Source organism: Mucilaginibacter sp. P1_A3 (genome assembly GCF_056406855.1).
Genome location: NZ_JBFTZJ010000001.1, coordinates 458,345 through 476,968, shown reverse-complemented (window position 1 = coordinate 476,968; position 18,624 = coordinate 458,345). Strand labels below are relative to the sequence as shown.

Annotated in this window: 17 protein-coding genes; 4 read left to right on the top strand and 13 right to left on the bottom strand. The window is 41.2% G+C overall.

The features are described from left to right. Positions 1 to 71: 71 nt before the first annotated feature. The 7 genes from AC1D0K_RS02035 to AC1D0K_RS02005 form a co-directional block, all read right to left on the bottom strand. Positions 72 to 782 carry a phosphoadenylyl-sulfate reductase gene (locus tag AC1D0K_RS02035; protein ID WP_477399400.1) on the bottom strand — a complete coding sequence of 237 codons (711 nt, stop codon included), beginning with the start codon at positions 780 to 782 and terminating at the stop codon, positions 72 to 74. A 1-nt stretch (position 783) separates the two neighbouring features. Further along, on the bottom strand, positions 784 to 2,292 hold the full coding sequence (locus AC1D0K_RS02030; RefSeq protein WP_477399402.1) for a TSUP family transporter: 1,509 nt from the start codon (positions 2,290 to 2,292) through the stop codon (positions 784 to 786). After that, a complete protein-coding gene (gene cobA / locus AC1D0K_RS02025) occupies positions 2,270 to 3,046 on the bottom strand; it encodes a uroporphyrinogen-III C-methyltransferase (RefSeq protein WP_477399404.1) in 777 nt (258 codons plus the stop codon). Before cobA ends, AC1D0K_RS02030 begins: the two co-directional genes overlap by 23 nt. Continuing rightward, the gene (locus AC1D0K_RS02020; protein WP_477399406.1) at positions 3,046 to 5,136 is read right to left on the bottom strand and encodes a nitrite reductase; all 2,091 of its coding nucleotides are present in this window, start codon (positions 5,134 to 5,136) and stop codon (positions 3,046 to 3,048) included. The genes cobA and AC1D0K_RS02020 overlap by 1 nt, the downstream gene beginning before the upstream one ends. A gap of 233 nt (positions 5,137 to 5,369) precedes the next feature. Further along, a complete protein-coding gene (locus AC1D0K_RS02015) occupies positions 5,370 to 5,804 on the bottom strand; it encodes an RrF2 family transcriptional regulator (RefSeq protein ID WP_295713166.1) in 435 nt (144 codons plus the stop codon). Positions 5,805 to 6,041: 237 nt separating this feature from the next. Next, positions 6,042 to 6,320, bottom strand: coding sequence for an Rdx family protein (locus AC1D0K_RS02010; protein WP_477399679.1), 279 nt, complete (start codon positions 6,318 to 6,320; stop codon positions 6,042 to 6,044). Further along, on the bottom strand, positions 6,317 to 7,159 hold the full coding sequence (locus AC1D0K_RS02005; protein WP_477399681.1) for an MOSC domain-containing protein: 843 nt from the start codon (positions 7,157 to 7,159) through the stop codon (positions 6,317 to 6,319). Before AC1D0K_RS02005 ends, AC1D0K_RS02010 begins: the two co-directional genes overlap by 4 nt. A 220-nt stretch (positions 7,160 to 7,379) precedes the next feature. On the opposite strand from AC1D0K_RS02005, the gene AC1D0K_RS02000 reads away from it, so the two are divergent. Then, complete coding sequence (locus AC1D0K_RS02000; RefSeq protein ID WP_295713160.1) at positions 7,380 to 9,089, top strand: GMC oxidoreductase; 1,710 nt, start codon at positions 7,380 to 7,382, stop codon at positions 9,087 to 9,089. 92 nt (positions 9,090 to 9,181) lie between these two features. Continuing rightward, complete coding sequence (locus AC1D0K_RS01995; RefSeq protein WP_477399684.1) at positions 9,182 to 9,895, top strand: ThuA domain-containing protein; 714 nt, start codon at positions 9,182 to 9,184, stop codon at positions 9,893 to 9,895. A 73-nt stretch (positions 9,896 to 9,968) separates the two neighbouring features. On the opposite strand, the gene AC1D0K_RS01990 is transcribed toward AC1D0K_RS01995, so the two are convergent. From AC1D0K_RS01990 to AC1D0K_RS01970, 5 genes are all read right to left on the bottom strand, one after another. After that, positions 9,969 to 11,006 (bottom strand): DUF3667 domain-containing protein, encoded by a 1,038-nt coding sequence (locus AC1D0K_RS01990; protein WP_477442810.1) that lies wholly within the window; start codon positions 11,004 to 11,006, stop codon positions 9,969 to 9,971. Positions 11,007 to 11,063: 57 nt separating this feature from the next. Further along, on the bottom strand, positions 11,064 to 12,323 hold the full coding sequence (locus tag AC1D0K_RS01985; RefSeq protein ID WP_295713154.1) for a nucleoside permease: 1,260 nt from the start codon (positions 12,321 to 12,323) through the stop codon (positions 11,064 to 11,066). 239 nt (positions 12,324 to 12,562) lie between these two features. Further along, positions 12,563 to 13,165, bottom strand: coding sequence for a bifunctional nuclease family protein (locus AC1D0K_RS01980; protein ID WP_295713152.1), 603 nt, complete (start codon positions 13,163 to 13,165; stop codon positions 12,563 to 12,565). 25 nt (positions 13,166 to 13,190) lie between these two features. After that, positions 13,191 to 14,168 carry an electron transfer flavoprotein subunit alpha/FixB family protein gene (locus AC1D0K_RS01975; protein WP_477398603.1) on the bottom strand — a complete coding sequence of 326 codons (978 nt, stop codon included), beginning with the start codon at positions 14,166 to 14,168 and terminating at the stop codon, positions 13,191 to 13,193. A 38-nt stretch (positions 14,169 to 14,206) separates the two neighbouring features. Further along, on the bottom strand, positions 14,207 to 14,944 hold the full coding sequence (locus AC1D0K_RS01970; protein ID WP_477398601.1) for an electron transfer flavoprotein subunit beta/FixA family protein: 738 nt from the start codon (positions 14,942 to 14,944) through the stop codon (positions 14,207 to 14,209). Positions 14,945 to 14,989: 45 nt separating this feature from the next. Here AC1D0K_RS01970 and AC1D0K_RS01965 point away from each other — a divergent pair, with 45 nt between their 5' ends. Both AC1D0K_RS01965 and chrA read left to right on the top strand, forming a co-directional pair. Continuing rightward, positions 14,990 to 15,331, top strand: coding sequence for a tetratricopeptide repeat protein (locus AC1D0K_RS01965; protein WP_477398599.1), 342 nt, complete (start codon positions 14,990 to 14,992; stop codon positions 15,329 to 15,331). Between the two features lie 11 nt (positions 15,332 to 15,342). Then, a complete protein-coding gene (gene chrA, locus AC1D0K_RS01960) occupies positions 15,343 to 16,542 on the top strand; it encodes a chromate efflux transporter (RefSeq protein WP_477398597.1) in 1,200 nt (399 codons plus the stop codon). Positions 16,543 to 16,772: 230 nt separating this feature from the next. Here the strand turns inward: chrA and dnaB are convergent, their stop codons facing one another. Further along, entirely contained in the window at positions 16,773 to 18,338 is a 1,566-nt protein-coding gene (gene dnaB / locus AC1D0K_RS01955) for a replicative DNA helicase (protein ID WP_477398595.1), read from the bottom strand. Between the last annotated feature and the right edge of the window lie 286 nt (positions 18,339 to 18,624).

Genomic DNA, 18,624 nt, shown 5'->3' with positions numbered 1-18,624 from the left:
CGAGTCATAACAAAAAGCCAACCGATCATCAGACAGGTTGGCATAAATTTATAATTAAAAAGTGTCTTTATTTACTTCGCCGTTACTTCATGCAATCCACATTCTTTTTTGGATTGATCTTCCCACCACCAGCGACCGGCCCGGAAATCTTCGCCCTCGGCTATGGCGCGGGTACATGGCATACAGCCAATACTCGGGAAGCCTTTGTCATGCAAAGAATTATAAGGAATGTTGTATTTTTTGATGTAGGCCTTCACGTCATCTAAAGTCCAATGAAAAATAGGATGATACTTTGCCAATTGGTTTTGTTCATCCCATTCCACATCTTCCATATCGTGGCGATTTACAGATTGATCGGCACGAATACCGGTGATCCATAGTTTATTGCCTTTTAAAGCCCGCTTCAGCGGTTCTATCTTACGGATGCCACAGCATTCTTTACGATTCTCTACTGATTCGTAAAAACTGTTTGGCCCCTTGGCGCTTACCATTTGCTCCAACAACTCCTGGTTAGGATAGTAGGCATGAATAGGTTGTTTATACCTGTCCATAGTACTGCTCCAAACAGAATATGTCTCGCGGAAAAGCCTGCCGGTTTCTAAAGTAAAAACCTTGATAGGCAATTTGTTGGCGAAGATCATATGACTAATCGCCTGGTCTTCCCAGCCAAAGCTGGTCGAAAACACAATTTCGCCAGGGAAAAGTTCAGCCAGCCTGGTAAGGGCTTCAACAGGATCTAAACCTGCTGTAGATGCTTGTATGTGTTTAACTACCTCGTTCATATTATATCACCTTTAAAATAAAGGAAACAATTGATTTAACACTCACCAATATTACAATGATACCTACTGATACCATGATGGTTTTGGTGGATATCTTGTTAGAAATTTTTGCTGCAATAGGTGATGCCAAAGCACTACCTAATATTAAACCGGCAACAGCCTGCCAATGATCGCTGCTTACCATGGCGATAAAGGTAATAGAACCCATCATCGCTATAAAAAACCTTGAAAGCTTTACCGTACCTAATGAAAATATAGGACTGCGGCCACCTGCTATTAGTGTTGATAATACGATAGATCCCCAGCCACCGCCACCAACAGCATCAATAAAGCCACCGCCTAAACCTAATAGCGAAATCCGCTTTACTTTATCTACCGACTTTTTGCGCTTTACTTTAAACGCTTTTGATAATATTACACAACCCAATATTAAAGTATATACGGAAACCACAGGCTTGGTGTACATGCTGTAATGCTCCAGCGACGATAACAAATAAGCACCAGTTACGGCTCCAATAATACCAGGTATCACCAGTAATTTAAACAGTTTCCAGTTGATATTGCCCATGCGGTAGTGCATCCAACCGGCAATACCGCAACTCATGATCTCTGAAAGGTGAACACCCATACTGGCCGAAGCAGGAGGGATGCCCATTGACAGGGAGAAGGTAGTAGAGGTAACACCATATGACATGCCTATGGCCCCATCAATCATGGCAAATAAAAAGCCGGCCCCTAAAAAGTAGTAGAACTGCGGGTTTACACCCTCTACAAATGTTTTAAACGCTGGTTCTCTAAAATATAGGGCAGTTATAACTATGGCTATGGAAAGAATAATAGTTGACCATATCAGCCAGATAAAATTCTTAATTACCGCCGATTTGGGTTCAACCAGTACCGACGTTACGCTGTTAAGCTTTTTAACTTTGTCGGCAAAATCGCCGCTGAGCGTATTTCTTAAAGCGCTCATTTGTTGCAGGGTGGCGTCCAGCTCATCGGGCAGGCTTTCGTTCAGTACTTCTTTTAAACGTTTGGCTACGGTTGGCGATTTCCCGTTGGTAGATATGGCCAGTTTAAGATCACCCTTTTGCACTATTGATCCTAAATAGAAATCACAGAGTTCGGGCTTGTCGGCTACATTGATGAGCAATTTGCGGTCATGGGCCGATTGGCGGATGTAATTATTCAGGTCGCTATCATTAGTAGCAGCGATAACTACCTCCGCGGTATTCAGATCGTCATCAGTAAATGATTTCTGGATAATGTTTAAGCCTTCATAAACTGATGCAAGGCTATGTATCTCTGGCAAAAACTCCCTGGAGATTATGGTTACCTTGGCGTAATTACTATTGTTTAAAATAGCAGTTAGCTTTTCAAGGCCCACGTTGCCTCCGCCTACCAATACTGTATGCAGGTTATTCAGCTTCAAAAATACGGGGAACAATTGGTTGCCGCCGATATCTTCGTGCTCAATCTTGGTTAAACTTTTATCCTTGGGCAACAACGTCATAAATCTCTTTGATCAACTGAAATTTTGGGTGCAACGAAACTACCTCGCCCAACACAATTATAGCCGGCGAACCAATCTTATTTTCCTTAACAGCATCAACAATGGTATCCACTGTAGCTATAGCAACTTTTTCATCAACTGTGGTGCCGCTTTGTATAACTGCCACAGGTAATTTGCTTTTACCTTCATTCTTAAATATCTCTGCAATTTCGGCCAATTTGTTAATTCCCATCAGTACAACAACAGTTGCTTTGCTGCGGGCCGCATCATACATATCAGGTGATATTTTACCGTTTGATATGGTGCCGGTAACTACCCAGAAACTTTCGCTTAAACCGCGGTGTGTAACAGGGATATTCTGTAATTCGGCAACCGCTATTGAGCTCGATATCCCCGGAATAACAGATGTCGGAATATTAAACGATGCCGCGAAATCCAGTTCCTCAAAACCACGACCAAATACAAATGGGTCGCCGCCTTTAAGCCTTACAACATGACCGTAATTAATGGCATAATCAACCATCAATTTATTTACAACTTCTTGTGAGTAAGTGTGATCGCCGGAACGTTTACCAACATATACCCGTGTAGCTGTTTCTGGGGCGTAGTCAAGTAACTCTTCATTCACTAATGCGTCATACAAAACAACATCGGCCGTTTTTAACGCTTTTATAGCTTTAACTGTAATCAGATCGGCATCACCAGGACCCGCACCCACTAAAGTTATTTTGGGTTCTTTTATTTTATCAGTCATTATTGTACCAATGCCTCTCTTTGAGCTTTACTTTTTCCTAAAAATTCAGTAGCCTGTGCTAAATATGCAGCTGCGAATTCGGCCGATGGTTCATTCTGGTTAATCTGCAATACCACGTCATTAAAACTTCCCTGCATAGCAAACTCGCCCGTTGCAACATACTGTGCATCAAACTCTCTGATTATACCAATCTGTGTACTGCTGTTTATGCCTTTATCAAGCAACAACGCTTTAGCCGAACTTATAAATACATTATAAGAATGATAAATAGCATCAGACCATGCGCCTTCTTTAAAAGAGCCGTTAGCCCAACCCATTTTTTCTTCAGATTCAAACAAAAGGGTAGCAACTAAATCTATCACCACACCGGCACACTCACCAACACCAATTGCACTAACATAAGTTTCCTGGTGTCCCCAATCCACAAATTCATTATCGGTAAGGGTGGTTAAATCGGCAAGAGGTTTTAACATCCGGTAAAAATAATCTTTACCCTGCCTGTCATAATAGGCATGGAAAGTTTCACCTTCGGGAGAAAACTCTTTATAATCATTCAATACCATCCTTAAAACATCAGTAGCTCTTTTTGATGGGACCTTGATTACTCTTTCGGCAGCCCGGCCAACGCCATCGCCTACAGTACCACCGCCCAACATTACTTGTACAGAAGGCAACACCCTGGTGCCGGCCTTAAGTGAACTGCCATGGAAACCAATATGTGCCAAACCATGCTGTCCGCATGAATTCATACATCCGCTTATTTTTATCTTAATGTCGCGGTTATAAATAAAGTCTTCGTATTCATTATAGATCAGGTCTTCCAGCACGCGGGCCATGGTCATACTATTGCTGATACCAAGGTTACATGTATCTGTACCGGGGCAAGTAGTTACATCGGCCACGGTATCAAAACCAGGCGTGGCAAGATCCAGCTTGGCCAAACCTTCATATAAAACAGGCAGTGCCTCGTTACGTACAAATTTTAACAACAAGCCCTGGTTTTGGGTGATGCGAATTTCGTTGGCTACCAATGGCTCCAAAACTTTAACCAACTCGCGGGCGGTATCTGAAGAGATATCGCCAACAGGAACTTTAATATATACACCGTAAAAACCTTGTTGCTTTTGCTCAAATACGTTTGTAGCTAACCATTGTTCGTAACGGAATGGATTACTTACCTCAACCTGCTCATAGTTTGTTTCTGTAGGAAGGAGGGGTAAAGCAACAGCATCACGGTTAATAGGGTAGCTTTTTACCTTAATAGCAGTTCTTTCAATTTTAGCCAGGCGTAAAACCTCATCCAATCCTAATTTTTGAATAAGATATTTCATGCGGGCTTTATTCCGGTTATTACGTTCGCCATAGCGATCAAATACACGGATGATGGCTTCTATATAAGGGATCAACTGATCCTCGGGTAAAAACTCCTCAACTATACTGGCCAATATGGGCTGTGCTCCTAAGCCACCACCCAATAATATTTTGAACCCGCGCTCGCCTTTAGCGTTAACTTTAGGTATTGCGCCGATATCATGAACATAGGAAAATGCGGTATCAGCGTCACTTGATGAAAAGGAGATCTTGAACTTACGACCCATCTCCTGGCAAATTGGGTTTCGCAAAAAATAATCAAAAGTAGCGTGAGCGTAAGGCGAAACATCAAACGGCTCCAGCGGATCGATACCAGCAGTAGGAGAGGCGGTCACGTTTCTTACCGTATTTCCGCATGCTTCGCGCAGGGTAATATCATCCTGCTCCAGCCGGGCCCAAAGTTCCGGAGTGCGGTCAAGACTTACGTAATGAATCTGGATATCCTGGCGGGTGGTAAGGTGCAGGTTACGGCTTCCGTATTCGTCAGATATATCGGCAATCTTTAATAATTGCTTAAATGTAACTTTACCAAATGGTAGTTTTATACGTACCATCTGTACACCTGGCTGTCGTTGGCCATAAACACCACGTGCTAAACGGAGGCTCCTGAATTTTTCGTCATGAATTTTACCTTCCCGAAAAGCCCTTATCTTTTTTTCCAGATCTATAATGTCCTGTTCAACTATCGGGTTCTCCAGTTCTGTTCTGAAGCTCTGCATATCTTAATTATTTTAATCAATTATATAAAAAAGCCTCTTTGGCTTTGGCTAAAGAGGCATGTGTGGTTAATATAAATTATAGCCGTGCCTTGCCAACTGCCAAATAGCAACGCAGGGGCATTTTATAACTTGTATGAATTGGGCACATGTTATTCATTTACCAAATATATACATAGTATAGGGAAATGGTAGAATTTAATTGAAAAAAGAATCGATTTGACAGTTTTATGAGATTAAACGTTGATGAGCGTTTGCTCGCGCGATATGATATCAGCTATGCTGGTTTCGCTTAATATCTTTAGGGTTGCGTCTCTTACATCAACAAAAACATCCCTGATACCACAGGTTGTTTCCTGATGGCATTCATCACATTTATGGTAAAAATTTAAGCTGGCGCAGGGCACCATGGCAATAGGGCCGTCGGTTATACGCATAATACTTACCAAAAATATTTCTTTGGGGTCGCGATTAAGACTGTAGCCACCACCAGCACCTTTTTTACTATACAGGAAACCCGCGTTGCGAAGATCAAGTAGTATTTGCTCAAGGAACTTTTTAGGGATACGTTCAGCCTCGGCGATTCGTGAAATTTGCATTGGTGGCTGATCCATGTTTTTGCCCAGGATTACCAATGCTTTAATAGCGTACTTAGTTTTTTTGGAAAGCATTTTCTAAAATAAAACTTACAAAGTTAAACAATATTAAATAAAAATATCGAGTAATACTATAGAGTACCACTATACTATATTATTTACCTTTTTAATGATTTAAAATTAACAAATTTTGAAAGCTAATAGCATCATTGTTCTTTCGTATTAAAAACGGAGGCGCTTAAGTTTAGTTTGTTTTTAAATTATGGTAAAATGAATTATTGTAATGAAAATGGCCGGCAGGTTAACATAACACTACTTTTTATCTGAATGGCCGAGACTTTTTTCCGGATTAACCTTATCTCTTACCAATTGCTTTAATTCCTTTATTTCCGGGAAACGACCTTCTTTTTTTCTGTCAAACAAAACAACATCGTCAATACTTATGGTATATCTGCCGCTTACTTCGCTGGGTACAAGCGTTATACCATACACATCATCAGTAAAAGTAGTAAGCAACTCCTGGGCCATATAGGCAGCCCTCATCATCCAGTTGCATTTTGGGCAATATTCAATTATGACGGTTGGTTTCATTTTAGTGATGATTTATCCTCAACTATAAACCGCTCCTCATTGTGCGTACTTACAACAGTAATGGCGTCACCTACAGTTACCGTGCCCGTACCTTTATGGATCAAATTTTGGCCGAAAAGTATTTTATTATTCTTAAACCTATATTTGGCCAATGTTTTTAACGGCTCTTTAGCTTTTATACCGGTTTGCTGGTCTATAGTGGTCATGATACAGCGGGCACACAACTTGGCGCCATAAAAACTAATAGCGGCAATGTCCATTTGGTTCATTTGATCTTCTTCAAAAGCCTCTCCGCCAATAAAAACGATGTTTGGGCGAAACCTATTCATAGGCAAAGCCTCATGAAGACGTGAATTCAGTTCGTCCAACGAAGCCTGACCTATGAGCAAAAAAGGGTAGGCATCTGCAAAAGAAGTAATCATACCTGGCAGGGCATAGCGCTGGTCAACCTCGCGTTCCGCATCATCGGGCATAAAAACCAGCCTGCATTTTAACCCTAAAACCCTAGTAAACCATTCATCAAACTCAACCCCAACATATACCCCTGTGCAGGTATCATCCCAGATGACAACATTGTGTTTAGTTTGCTCCTGGTATCGAAAAGGTATTTTAACAGATCCATTTAAATGGTGACTCACCAATAAACCATCGTCTTCTATCTGCACCTTTATCAATGCCATCTGTGTATGCTCACGCTGCGTAATAAAGCGGTTTTGTTCATCAACCAGCATCCAGCGCCTGTCATACTTAAAGCCGCGCGAGGTAACCTCGGCGCTATTAACCGCAATACCGCCTAAGGATTTAATTGGGTAGATGAATAGGTGACTTACTTTGAGCATAGTAGCAAAATGGTGATCAAAGCAAAAGTAAGAAAAATGGAAACAGATTGCTTGCCGGCATTATAAAAGTAACAATCAAACCATAATGGTTTAAAATCTGCGCAACAATCGATTGTAGTTTTATTTTCAAATGATTGCTTTAGTTAATTTTAATTGATAATATTGTTTTATCCAATTGCAAAACCATTTCTTAATTTACTTATAACCAATTAGTGAAATTATGCCATTAAACAATGTAAGCGGCAAAGCTAAAGCCGATAATACCTATGATGCTATTGTTATCGGCTCTGGAATCAGCGGTGGCTGGGCGGCTAAGGAATTAACCGGGAGAGGCCTAAAAACCATTATGCTTGAGCGCGGAAGAAATTTTGAACACATTAAAGATTATAAAACCGCTGCAAAAGATCCCTGGGATTTTGAACACCGTGGAACTGTAACACAGGAGCAACGTAAAGCAAGGCCTGTAATTTCACGTAACTGGGGCGCGCAGGAAGCTATAATGGACTATTGGGTAAATGAGCAGGAGGCACCATATCACGAGGTTAAACCTTTTAACTGGTGGCGATCATACCAGATGGGAGGTCGGTCTATTTTATGGGGCAGGCAAAGCTACCGCTGGAGTGATTTTGACTTTGAAGCAAATGCAAAGGATGGCTGGGCAATAGACTGGCCTATCAGATATAAAGACCTGGCACCATGGTATGATCATGTGGAGAAATTTGCCGGCATCAGCGGATCATTGGAGGGCATACCACAATTACCTGATGGACATTATTTACCGCCCATGGACCTGAACTGGGTAGAAAAAGATGTTGCCGAGCGCATTAAAAAGAACTATGGGGGTAAAAGGCATATGATTATTGGCAGGGTGGCCAACCTTACGGCAGCGATACCAGGCCGCACCAAATGCGAATTTAGGAACAGGTGCTGGGAGGGATGCCCGTTTGGCGGCTATTTCAGTACACAATCATCAACCTTACCGGCTGCTTTGGCTACGGGAAATTTAACAGTTAGGCCTTATTCAATAGTTACTAAAATTATTTATGATAAGGATACCCAAAAAGCTACGGGTGTAGAGGTGCTTGATGCCGAGACCAATCAAACATATGAGTTTCATGCTAAAATTGTATTCGTCAATGCTTCGGCGTTAAACAGCGCATGGGTACTCATGAACTCCGCTACTGATATCTGGCCAGATGGTTTAGGTAGCAGCAGTGGCGAATTAGGGCATAATATTATGGATCACCACTACAACCTGGGCGCTTCCGGTTCGGTAGAGGGTTTTGAGGATAAATATTACTACGGCAGACGGGCCAATGGTATTTATGTGGTACGCTTTGCCAACTTATTTGGCGATAAGCGCGATTACCTTCGTGGCTTTGGTTACCAGGGCGCAGCGAGCAGAACAGGCTGGAGCCGTGAAATTGCAGAGATGAATATTGGTGCGCAATACAAAGATGCCATAACCGAACCGGGGGACTGGCAAATAGGCATCGGTGGTTTTGGCGAACTACTGCCATATCACGATAACAAGATTACGTTGGATAAAACCCGTAAAGACAAATGGGGCTTGCCTATTTTAGCTATGGATGCGGTGATAAGAGAGAATGAGATGAAGATGCGCATCGACATTGTTAAAGAAGCCAAAGCAATGCTTGAAAGTGCCGGGGTTAAAAACGTTCAAACACATGACAGAGGACATAACATAGGCGATGGCATTCATGAAATGGGTACAGCGCGCATGGGCCGCGACCCTAAAACTTCAGTATTGAACGAACATAACCAGGTGTGGGATGCCAAAAATGTTTTTGTTACTGATGGCGCAGCGATGACATCTTCCGCATGTCAAAATCCATCACTAACTTATATGGCATTAACCGCGCGTGCAGCAAATTTTGCGGCAGATGAGTTGAAAAAGGGGAATTTGTAGATGGTTGATTAGGTGAGTGAAAATAAAGAACTCTAAGTAAAAACAAAGTTATTTGGGCGATCAACATGTTTAAAAATAACCTAACTATAAATATGAAAAAACTAACTATTATTTGCCTCCTAATAGGCGCTTCTATTATTAATGCAGCGGCCAAAACCAAAGTATTAATCTTCTGCAAAACTGCCGGCTTTCACCATAATTCAATAGCAGTAGGGGTACCTGCCATTATGAAATTAGGGGCAGAGAATGGTTTTGACGTGGATAGCACTACTAATGCAGAAAAGTTCACAACCGAAAATTTAAAACAGTATGCAGCTGTAATATTTTTAAGCACTACGGGCGATGTATTAAATGATACCCAACAGGTTGCGTTTGAGCAATATATTAAAGCAGGTGGAGGCTTTGTAGGTGTACATGCTGCTACTGATACCGAATATGATTGGCCCTGGTATGGGAAATTGGTTGGCGCTTATTTTAAAAGTCATCCCAAACAGCAGGACGCCGTTTTGCATGTAGTTGATCATAATTTTATTGCTACCAAACATTTACCGCAGGATTGGAAACGCTGGGATGAGTGGTACAACTACAAATGGATAGGTGATGACCTGCATGTACTGATCAAAATTGATGAAAAAAGCTATACCGGTGGCGAGAATGGCGACAATCACCCCATGAGCTGGTACCATAGTTTTGATGGCGGCAGGGCTTTTTATACAGAGTTAGGCCATACAGATGAATCATACGCTGACCCATTGTATTTGAAACATTTATTGGGCGGCATTCAATATGCGATAGGGAAGAAATAAGTCCCTGAATCAACATTTGTGCATGTTCAGGATTTAACAACTTGTTAATTATTAAATTCTGAACATGCTGATGTTATAATGATGTTAGCGCAGTAACCCCTGCTAATAAGGTAAGGCAAATAGCAAAAACCACAAAATAACTAAACGAGATCCCTATCATTTTTGTCACTGTTCTTAAAGGACTCCGGCCATAAACAACCCTTAGTGATCGATACATGTACCATAGTATCGTTAATAGGGCAGCTATATCCATTATCACGATAACATCAATAAAGCGGTGTGGAATAAGCAATTGAATCACCATTAATATGGTAATAAAAAGAAACAGGAAGCAATGAAAGTGAAATGAATATATCAGGTATTCTACGTAAAATTTTTTATTTTTAATAAAGGCGATCTTTAATATCAGTGCAAACAAAGGCAAAAATAAAAACATCATCTTGGGTAAATTATGTTTCATTCCTTCGTTTATTATTTCATTAGCCGATTTGCCATCGTGCGCCCATTGAAATTGTTTCTTCTCTAAATATTGTTCTATAAAATTATCCCGCTTATTAGCCGGCAGCTTTTGCTGAACCGCAAGATACTGCTGATAAGTTTTAATGGTGTCTTTTTTATGGGCGACAGCATTAGCATTTTTAATACTGTCCGCTTTAAAGTCAACTTTGTTATTGATAACTTTCTTTTGGGCAGGACTAAGTATTACGCTATTGTTGATGCCATTTTTGAGGGTAGTTTTTAGGCTATCGGTCGACTGCTCTGTATTAGCTTCACTATCGGTTATTTTTACAATCTCCGGCGTGTTGCTTTTAAATAGCAGTACAAAATATACCAGGCTTATAAAAATGTACATTTTTACTGGGTGCAGGTATTGTACTCTATGCCCGGCCATATACTCGGTGGTAAGTTTACCCGGGTTAAAAAGCAGTGGCTTTAACGTATGAAAAAACTGGTGATCAAAATGAAAATAATCGCTGATCGCGTGGGTCATCATGTGCCCAAAGCTCTCTTTTATCTGTAGGTTTTCCTGTCCGCAATTATAACAGAACTTACCCTCTAAGGTTGTTCCGCAGTTTAGGCAATCATTTTCCTCGCGGTAATGTTTTTTCATTCGTAAATGGGTAATGCTATGCGTTAGTGAATAAGATTGACTTATTGGCCAATTGATTTAAGCGTGTTGTATCGCACGCTCCAATGCAATATTATGTTTATACCTGAAAACGAAAGGAAATATAATCGCGATCACCAAGGCATAAGCAGCAAAAGTTAGCCAGATACCATGCCAGTCTTTACTTCCATCGGCATGAATAAAAAACTTATCAATAATAAAGCCGCTGGCAATACTTCCAAAAAAAGCACCGAAACCGTTTACCATCATCATAAACAAGCCTTGCGCACTGCCGCGTATTTCGGGAGTGGTTTGTGTTTCTACAAATAACGATCCTGAAATATTAAAGAAATCAAAGGCCATACCGTAAACAATGCAGGATAGGATGATCATCCATAAACCGCTGGCCGGATTGCCAAACGCAAATAAACCAAAACGTAAAACCCAGGCCAGCATACTGAACAGCATTACATTTTTGATACCAAACTTGCGTAAAAAGAAGGGTATAGCTAAAATGAAAAGCGTTTCGGATACCTGCGAAATGGAAATGATCGCGCTGGAATGTTCTACGGCAAATAAACCTTTATAGGCAGGTGTTTTTGCAAAGTCTAAAATATATGTAGTGCCGTAAGCGTTGGTCAGCTGTAAGGCTGCACCTAAAAGTAACGAGAACCCAAAAAAGATGGCAAACTTTGGTGTTTTGAATAGTTCGAACGCATTTAAACCAAGCGCATCCCTCAATGTTTTCTTACCCGCTTTACCTAATAATGGAGGGCATTTAGGTAGCGAGAACGAAAATATACCTAATGCCAATGCCACGCCGGATGCAATATAAAATTGATTAGCACTGGTCTCGCTTTTGGTAACATCTACCACCAACAACGCTGCAATAAATCCAACTGTTCCCCATACGCGAATAGGAGGGTAAACTTTAACCACATCTTTACCTTCGCCTTTTAAAGCCGAATAAGCAACCGTTATAGATAAAGATAAGGTTGGCATATAGAATATCATATTGAGCAATATAACCCAAAAAAATACTGTGGGGCTTGTTACCATTGGCACGCAAAACAAAACTATAGCCCCTAAAATATGTAATGTACCATACAGCTTTTCGGCATTGATCCATTTATCCGATATGATACCAGCAAGAGCAGGCATAAATATGGATGAAATGCCCATGGTTGAAAAAATTGCCCCGAACTGCGCACCAGACCACCCTTTGTTTTGAAACCAATAAGCACCTACAGTAAGCAACCATGCCCCCCACACAAAAAATTGCATAAAATTCATCAGTATTAAGCGGAACTTAATATTCATACAGTACAGGATTTAAATAAATTTTTCTGTGTTAAATTAAAAGCGAAAAGTAGTGAAATAAATGTAAATCAGAAAGCTAAGGGGGACAGTATTTAGCGAATTGAGCCTAAATGTTACGCCTTGCTGATGAGCTTACAAGAGAGGTGTTTTATTATTCGAATTTCGATATATAGGATTTGAGAATTTCGCCTGCGGAATATGTATTTGATAATCCCCAGCCGAAATTCTCAAAGCCGAAATCAGGATGCTTTACGCTTATTTAGCTCGTCGCGGATTTTAGCCGCTTTCTCGTACGATTCTTCGGCCAGCGCCTCCTGTAATTTTGTTTTTAGTTCATCAATGCTTAGGGATGCAAAACCGCTGCCTACAGATGTGCCCGCTGATTTATCGTCCTGGCTTTCATTGATATTTTCAAGGTAAACGAAATCGTTACCCTCAATTACAATGCCTGCTGTTGATAGTATAAATTCATAAGTAAAAATTGGACAATCAAACCTTACAGCTACTGCTATAGCATCTGATGTACGGGCATCAATCTCAACCGAACGTTTACCATCGCTACAGATGAGCTTGGAATAAAAGATACCGTCAACCAGGTTATAAATAATAATTTCCTGCACCTCTATCTGGTAGGCCTGCGCAAAACTTTTAAAAAGGTCGTGCGTTAGCGGGCGGCTCGGGGTCATTTTTTCTATTTCTATAGCAATAGCCTGAGCCTCAAAACTGCCAATAATAATAGGTAGTCTGCGCCTGCCACTCACCTCACCTAAAACTAAAGCATAAGCGCCGGATTGAGTTTGGCTGTATGATAATCCTACTATATCCAGCTTAATTTTTTTCATGTTGTTACCCATCGCACCTTTTATTTTATGCTGAAGCCTTATATTCTTTAACCGCCGCTATTAATTGGGGCACTACTTCAAATGCATCGCCAACTATACCGTAATCTGCCACCTTAAAAAAGGGAGCTTCGGGATCCTTATTGATAACCACTATAACCTTTGAAGAACTGATGCCTGCCAGGTGCTGAATAGCCCCTGAAATTCCTATCGCAATATACAAATTTGGACTGACAGCTATGCCTGTTTGTCCAACATGTTCACTATGGGGTCTCCAGCCAGCGTCTGATACCGGTTTTGAGCATGCTGTAGCGGCTCCCAACAGGTTGGCCAGCTCTTCAATCATGCCCCAGTTTTCGGGGCCTTTAAGCCCACGGCCTGCAGAAACAACTATCTCAGCATCAGGCAATGAAACTTTATCAGTTGAGCGTACGATCTCTTTGATCAACGCTTTAAAATCAGATTCTTTTGTTTCAACACTAAAGTCTTCCACCTGCGCAGATCCACCTGTTTCAACAACTTTATAGGAATTAGGCACCAATGCAATAACCTTATTTGCAGAGGTTAATTCAACTATGGCAAATGCTTTGCCCGAAAAAGCAGTCTTTTTTACGGTAAATTTACCGTTTTTTTGCTCGGGTAAGGCTACGGCGCCATCGGCAAGTCCTGCCTCCAGCTTTACACCTAAACGGGGAGCCAAACCACGGCCGGAGAAGGTGTTAGATAACACCACTATATCAGCATTCTGCTGTTTGGCAGCATCGGCTATCACAGAGGCGTAGGCCTGGTTTACAAAATTTTTAAGTTTTTCACCAGTAACATTTAATACTTTTTCGGCACCGTATTTACCTAATAAAGCTAATTCACCTGTGCTTACATCTCCAATGGAAATTGCCACAAGGCTGGTGTTATTTTGATCGGCAATTGCTCGGGCGTAACTCACTGCTTCAAAAATTGACTTTTTGAACTTTCCGCCGGCGTTTTCCGCATATATTAAAACTGACATATGATCATGTGTTTTGTAAAGGTCGATTTGGGGTAAAATTAAATAACGCGTGCTTCGGTATGTAAAAGTTCAACAAGCTTGGCTGTGTCATCGGCAGCAACCAGTTTTACCTGCCCACGAATAGACAGTGTTTCATAACTGACGATCTCTGAAAATGTTTTTACCTCTAAAGGCTCAACAACAATTAATGGTTTAGTACGTGCCGACATAATACCACGCATATTAGGGATCTTAGGTTCTGCCACGCCTTCAGCCGCACCCGCTACAAAGGGGAAAGGAATAGTAAGGATCTCTTTACCGCCCTCAATCTCACGTTCAACAGTAGCGCTGCTTTCGCTTACATCCAGCTTTTTAATAATAGATACTGATGGCAGATCTAATAACTCGCCCAACATACCCGCTACTTTTGAACCATTATAGTCTATTGATTCACGACCGGTCAGGATTAAATCGAAAGGATTAGCTTTTACATATTGAGCTATTTGATAAGCTACATACCAGGCATCGTGAGGTTTGGCATTTATACGTACAGCATCGGTAGCCCCAATTGCCAAAGCCTTGCGGATAGTGGCCTCTGTGCTCACTTCACCAACATTAATAACAGTTACTGTACCTTTACCGCCATCGGTTAACTCAATAGCGCGCGCAAGTGCTATCTCATCGTAAGGATTTAATATAAATTGAACACCATTTGTATTAAATTGGGTGTTGTTATCAGTAAAGGTTATTTTTGTGGTGGTATCAGGAACATTACTTACACATACCAGGATTTTCATATCAATAGGTTTTTGCAAATTTAGTTAAAAAAGATAGAGTTTAAAATGGAGTTGAGCAGATTGGATAAGCTACTGGAATTTATAAAGAATGAACCCAACGACGAGTTTTTAAAATACGCACTTGCTACAGAATATCTGCGTCTTAATCAGGTAGATAAGGCATTGAGTTATTACGAAGACCTTATTAATAATCACCCCGGTTATGTGGGTACTTACTACCACTTAGGGAAGCTTTACGAAGCACTTAATCGTAAACAGGATGCCATTACAACCTATGAAAACGGCATGAAAGTAACCAAAACGAAGCGTGATAATCATGCTTTTTCGGAATTGCAGGCTGTTTACAGATCAGCTATGGGAATTGAAGAAGATGACGACGACTATTAAGCTTTTTGATTTTGAAAAAACGTCATTTGCTATTCCTCAGGGATGTTTTAATATACACTTTTACCGCTTTTGGAGGTCCGCAGGCTCATATTGCGGTATTGCTGCGTGAGTTTGTTCATAAGCGGCGCTATATTACCGAAGAAGAATTGATGGAGCTGAATGCCCTCTCGCAGGTATTACCGGGGCCTTCATCAACGCAAACGCTGGTTGGCATTGCCTGGAAAGTAGGAGGGCTGCAACTGGCGTTAATTACTTTCCTGATATGGATTTTGCCGTCGGCCGCTATTATGGCAATGGCAGCCATAAGTTATAAAATGTTTGCCAACCAGGGTAAATTCAATCATGTGATAAGCTTTGTACAACCAATGGCTGTGGGTATTGTTGCTTACGCTACTTATAGTTTTGCTCACAAGTTTTTAAAAACAAGGGTAAGCATGATGTTGGCTATAGGGTCACTCATTGCGACACTTATTTTGCAAAACGCATATGCATTCCCTTTATTGATTTTACTGGGAGGAATTATATCATCGGCTATGGAAACCCAGCCACAGGAAAATGAACTAAGGGTAAAGTTATATTCAAATGTAAACCCAAACAAAGTGGCATACTTTATAGGGATCCTACTTTTTTTTGCTGCTTTGGGCGCCATAATTAATCAAACATCTCCTTTCAGTTTGCCTATTCGTTTGTTTGAGAATTTTTACCGTAACGGGATATTAATATTTGGTGGCGGGCAGGTAATGGTGCCACTGATGTATACTGAATTTGTGGAGGTGAAGCATTACCTGAGCAGTTCGGAGTTTCTTTCTGGGTATGCTTTGCAGCAGGCTTTACCCGGCCCAACGTTTTCATTCACTTCCTTTTTGGGTGGTATCACTTTAGGTAACAAAGGCTACGGTATTGGTGGTCAGATCATTGGTAGTATTGTAGCCGTTATAGGTGTTAATACTCCAGGCTTGATCCTTATTTTGTTTATTGTGCCATTTTGGGAAGACTTAAAGAAGATAACCCGTATCAAAAACTCTTTAAATGGTATCAATGCTGTTGCAGTAGGTTTTATGGCTACAGCGTTAATATTATTAGTACGCCCGTTTGGCGGTAACTGGCTGGCCTATGTCTTGATGCTTGCTACGTTTTTGCTACTCCATTTTACCAGGATAAAAACACCGCTGATAATCTTAATTGGCGTAGTGTTGGGATTTATTATTTGATTTATTTCAACTTATAAATACCTTCCGGGGAGTTAGGTACGATGTACGTACAGAGAAGCATAATGTTAAGAGGGTAGCAGTAGATGTGTTACGCCGATCTATTAGCCCGAATCCAGAGCTACAAGAACTATATATAACAACAAGCCCCGATTTCGAAAAGAAACCGGGGCTTGTTGTTATATCGCAATGATTTGCCAACATCGGCACATCTGAAATCTATAATTTGCACATTAAAATGGCGGCTCGTCATCAATATCGTCCATTCTTGAAGGACGGATAATGAAGTTGCTTTGTTTTTCAAAATCCTGTGACGGCGCCAGGCCGGCGAAAGCACTTCCGGCAGCAGGAGGGAAGCCATCCATTCCTTCTTCAAGGTTGGCGAACTTCACATATTTACCAACGAATTTAAGCCTGACCGTACCAGTTTCACCGTTACGGTGCTTGGCTATAATCACCTCACCAACGCCTTGTGTAGGGTTGCCATCTTCATCTTCAGTTAAACCGTAATACTCAGGGCGGTAAAGGAATAATACCATATCCGCATCCTGCTCGATCGATCCAGATTCACGCAAATCCGACAGCATCGGCCTTTTGGAGTTACCCGGCCTTTGCTCCACCGCACGACTTAACTGCGACAGCGCAATCACCGGCACATTCAATTCTTTTGCAACAGATTTTAAGGCACGTGAAATACTACCAATTTCCTGTTCACGGTTACCGCCGCCTTTACCATCTGCAGCCTTACCATGCATCAACTGCAAGTAATCGATGATGATTAGCTGTATATCGTGTTGTGCTTTTAAACGGCGGCATTTAGCCCTAAATTCAAATATGTTAAGGGCCGGAGTATCGTCAATAATGAAGACAGATTTTTCAAGCCGGCCAATTTTGGAGTGGATCTGTTGCCATTCCCATTCCTCCAGCGTTCCCTTACGGATCTTTTCCTGCTCAATTTCGGCCTCGCCGGCTATCAGACGATTCACCAACTGTACCGACGACATCTCCAGCGAAAATACTACGGTAGGCTTATCAAAATCAACCGCGGCGTTACGTGCACAACTTAATACGAAGGCCGTTTTACCCATCGCGGGACGGGCAGCTATAATCACCAAATCGGATTTTTGCCAGCCCGAGGTCATACGATCTAAACCGGTAAAACCTGATGGCACACCTGTTAATCCGTCTTTTTTATCTTTTAAAGATTCAATATCTTTCAACGCTTCCTGTACCAGGTCGTCCATTTTGCGGGCGTCACGGCGTAAGTTGCTTTGAGCTATTTCAAAAAGGTTTTTTTCTGCTTTGTCTAACAGGTCCAGTACATCGCTGGTATCTTCATAAGCGCTATTGATTGTTTCGGTCGAGATCCTGATCAGTTCGCGCTGAATATATTTTTGTATGATGATACGGGAGTGAAACTCAATATTGGCTGCCGATGCAACGCGGCTGGTAAGCTCTGTTATATAATAAGCCCCGCCAATCATCTCCAGTTCGCCAAGTTTACGTAACTCTGCGGTTACGGTAAGGATATCGACCGGTTGAGACTTTTCAAAAAGTACTTTTATGGCCGTAAATATTTTTTGATGGTTGTCGCGGTAAAAAACTTCGGGCTTTAAAACGTCAATCACTGATGAAAGGGCATCTTTTTCCAGCATCAATGCCCCTAATACTGCCTCCTCAAGATCCGTTGCCTGCGGTGGAAGTTTACCCATTCCACTATATGGAGTTGGGTTAGTTATCCGGCTACGTCGTTCGTTTGTATTAGGCTTGCTATACTGATTCTCGTTCTCAAAACTCATAAGGCAACAAAAATATACAAAAAAAATTCAGACCGGAAACTATTCAACTAACATAGTGTATCGAAGTTTTAAATCAATCATTCTCAGCTTGATAATTTAAGGCTGGAAATTGACACCGAATTGTTAGTAAAGTGTTGATAAGAACTAACATCATTTGGTTATCAATGCGTTAAAGCCATGTTGATAACGTTTCAATTTGTTAACTATTACAATTGAACCAAAATGGGAATTGAGTTCAATAACGGCAAAATCAATTAATATAGCTACTTTTGCAAAATAATTCAAC

Coding starts and splice junctions, on each gene's coding strand:
- AC1D0K_RS02035 (WP_477399400.1), bottom strand. CDS start 782: ATGAACGAGGTAGTTAAACACATACAAGCATCTACAGCAGGTTTAGAT.
- AC1D0K_RS02030 (WP_477399402.1), bottom strand. CDS start 2,292: ATGACGTTGTTGCCCAAGGATAAAAGTTTAACCAAGATTGAGCACGAA.
- cobA (WP_477399404.1), bottom strand. CDS start 3,046: ATGACTGATAAAATAAAAGAACCCAAAATAACTTTAGTGGGTGCGGGT.
- AC1D0K_RS02020 (WP_477399406.1), bottom strand. CDS start 5,136: ATGCAGAGCTTCAGAACAGAACTGGAGAACCCGATAGTTGAACAGGAC.
- AC1D0K_RS02015 (WP_295713166.1), bottom strand. CDS start 5,804: ATGCTTTCCAAAAAAACTAAGTACGCTATTAAAGCATTGGTAATCCTG.
- AC1D0K_RS02010 (WP_477399679.1), bottom strand. CDS start 6,320: ATGAAACCAACCGTCATAATTGAATATTGCCCAAAATGCAACTGGATG.
- AC1D0K_RS02005 (WP_477399681.1), bottom strand. CDS start 7,159: ATGCTCAAAGTAAGTCACCTATTCATCTACCCAATTAAATCCTTAGGC.
- AC1D0K_RS02000 (WP_295713160.1), top strand. CDS start 7,380: ATGCCATTAAACAATGTAAGCGGCAAAGCTAAAGCCGATAATACCTAT.
- AC1D0K_RS01995 (WP_477399684.1), top strand. CDS start 9,182: ATGAAAAAACTAACTATTATTTGCCTCCTAATAGGCGCTTCTATTATT.
- AC1D0K_RS01990 (WP_477442810.1), bottom strand. CDS start 11,006: ATGAAAAAACATTACCGCGAGGAAAATGATTGCCTAAACTGCGGAACA.
- AC1D0K_RS01985 (WP_295713154.1), bottom strand. CDS start 12,323: ATGAATATTAAGTTCCGCTTAATACTGATGAATTTTATGCAATTTTTT.
- AC1D0K_RS01980 (WP_295713152.1), bottom strand. CDS start 13,165: ATGAAAAAAATTAAGCTGGATATAGTAGGATTATCATACAGCCAAACT.
- AC1D0K_RS01975 (WP_477398603.1), bottom strand. CDS start 14,168: ATGTCAGTTTTAATATATGCGGAAAACGCCGGCGGAAAGTTCAAAAAG.
- AC1D0K_RS01970 (WP_477398601.1), bottom strand. CDS start 14,944: ATGAAAATCCTGGTATGTGTAAGTAATGTTCCTGATACCACCACAAAA.
- AC1D0K_RS01965 (WP_477398599.1), top strand. CDS start 14,990: ATGGAGTTGAGCAGATTGGATAAGCTACTGGAATTTATAAAGAATGAA.
- dnaB (WP_477398595.1), bottom strand. CDS start 18,338: ATGAGTTTTGAGAACGAGAATCAGTATAGCAAGCCTAATACAAACGAA.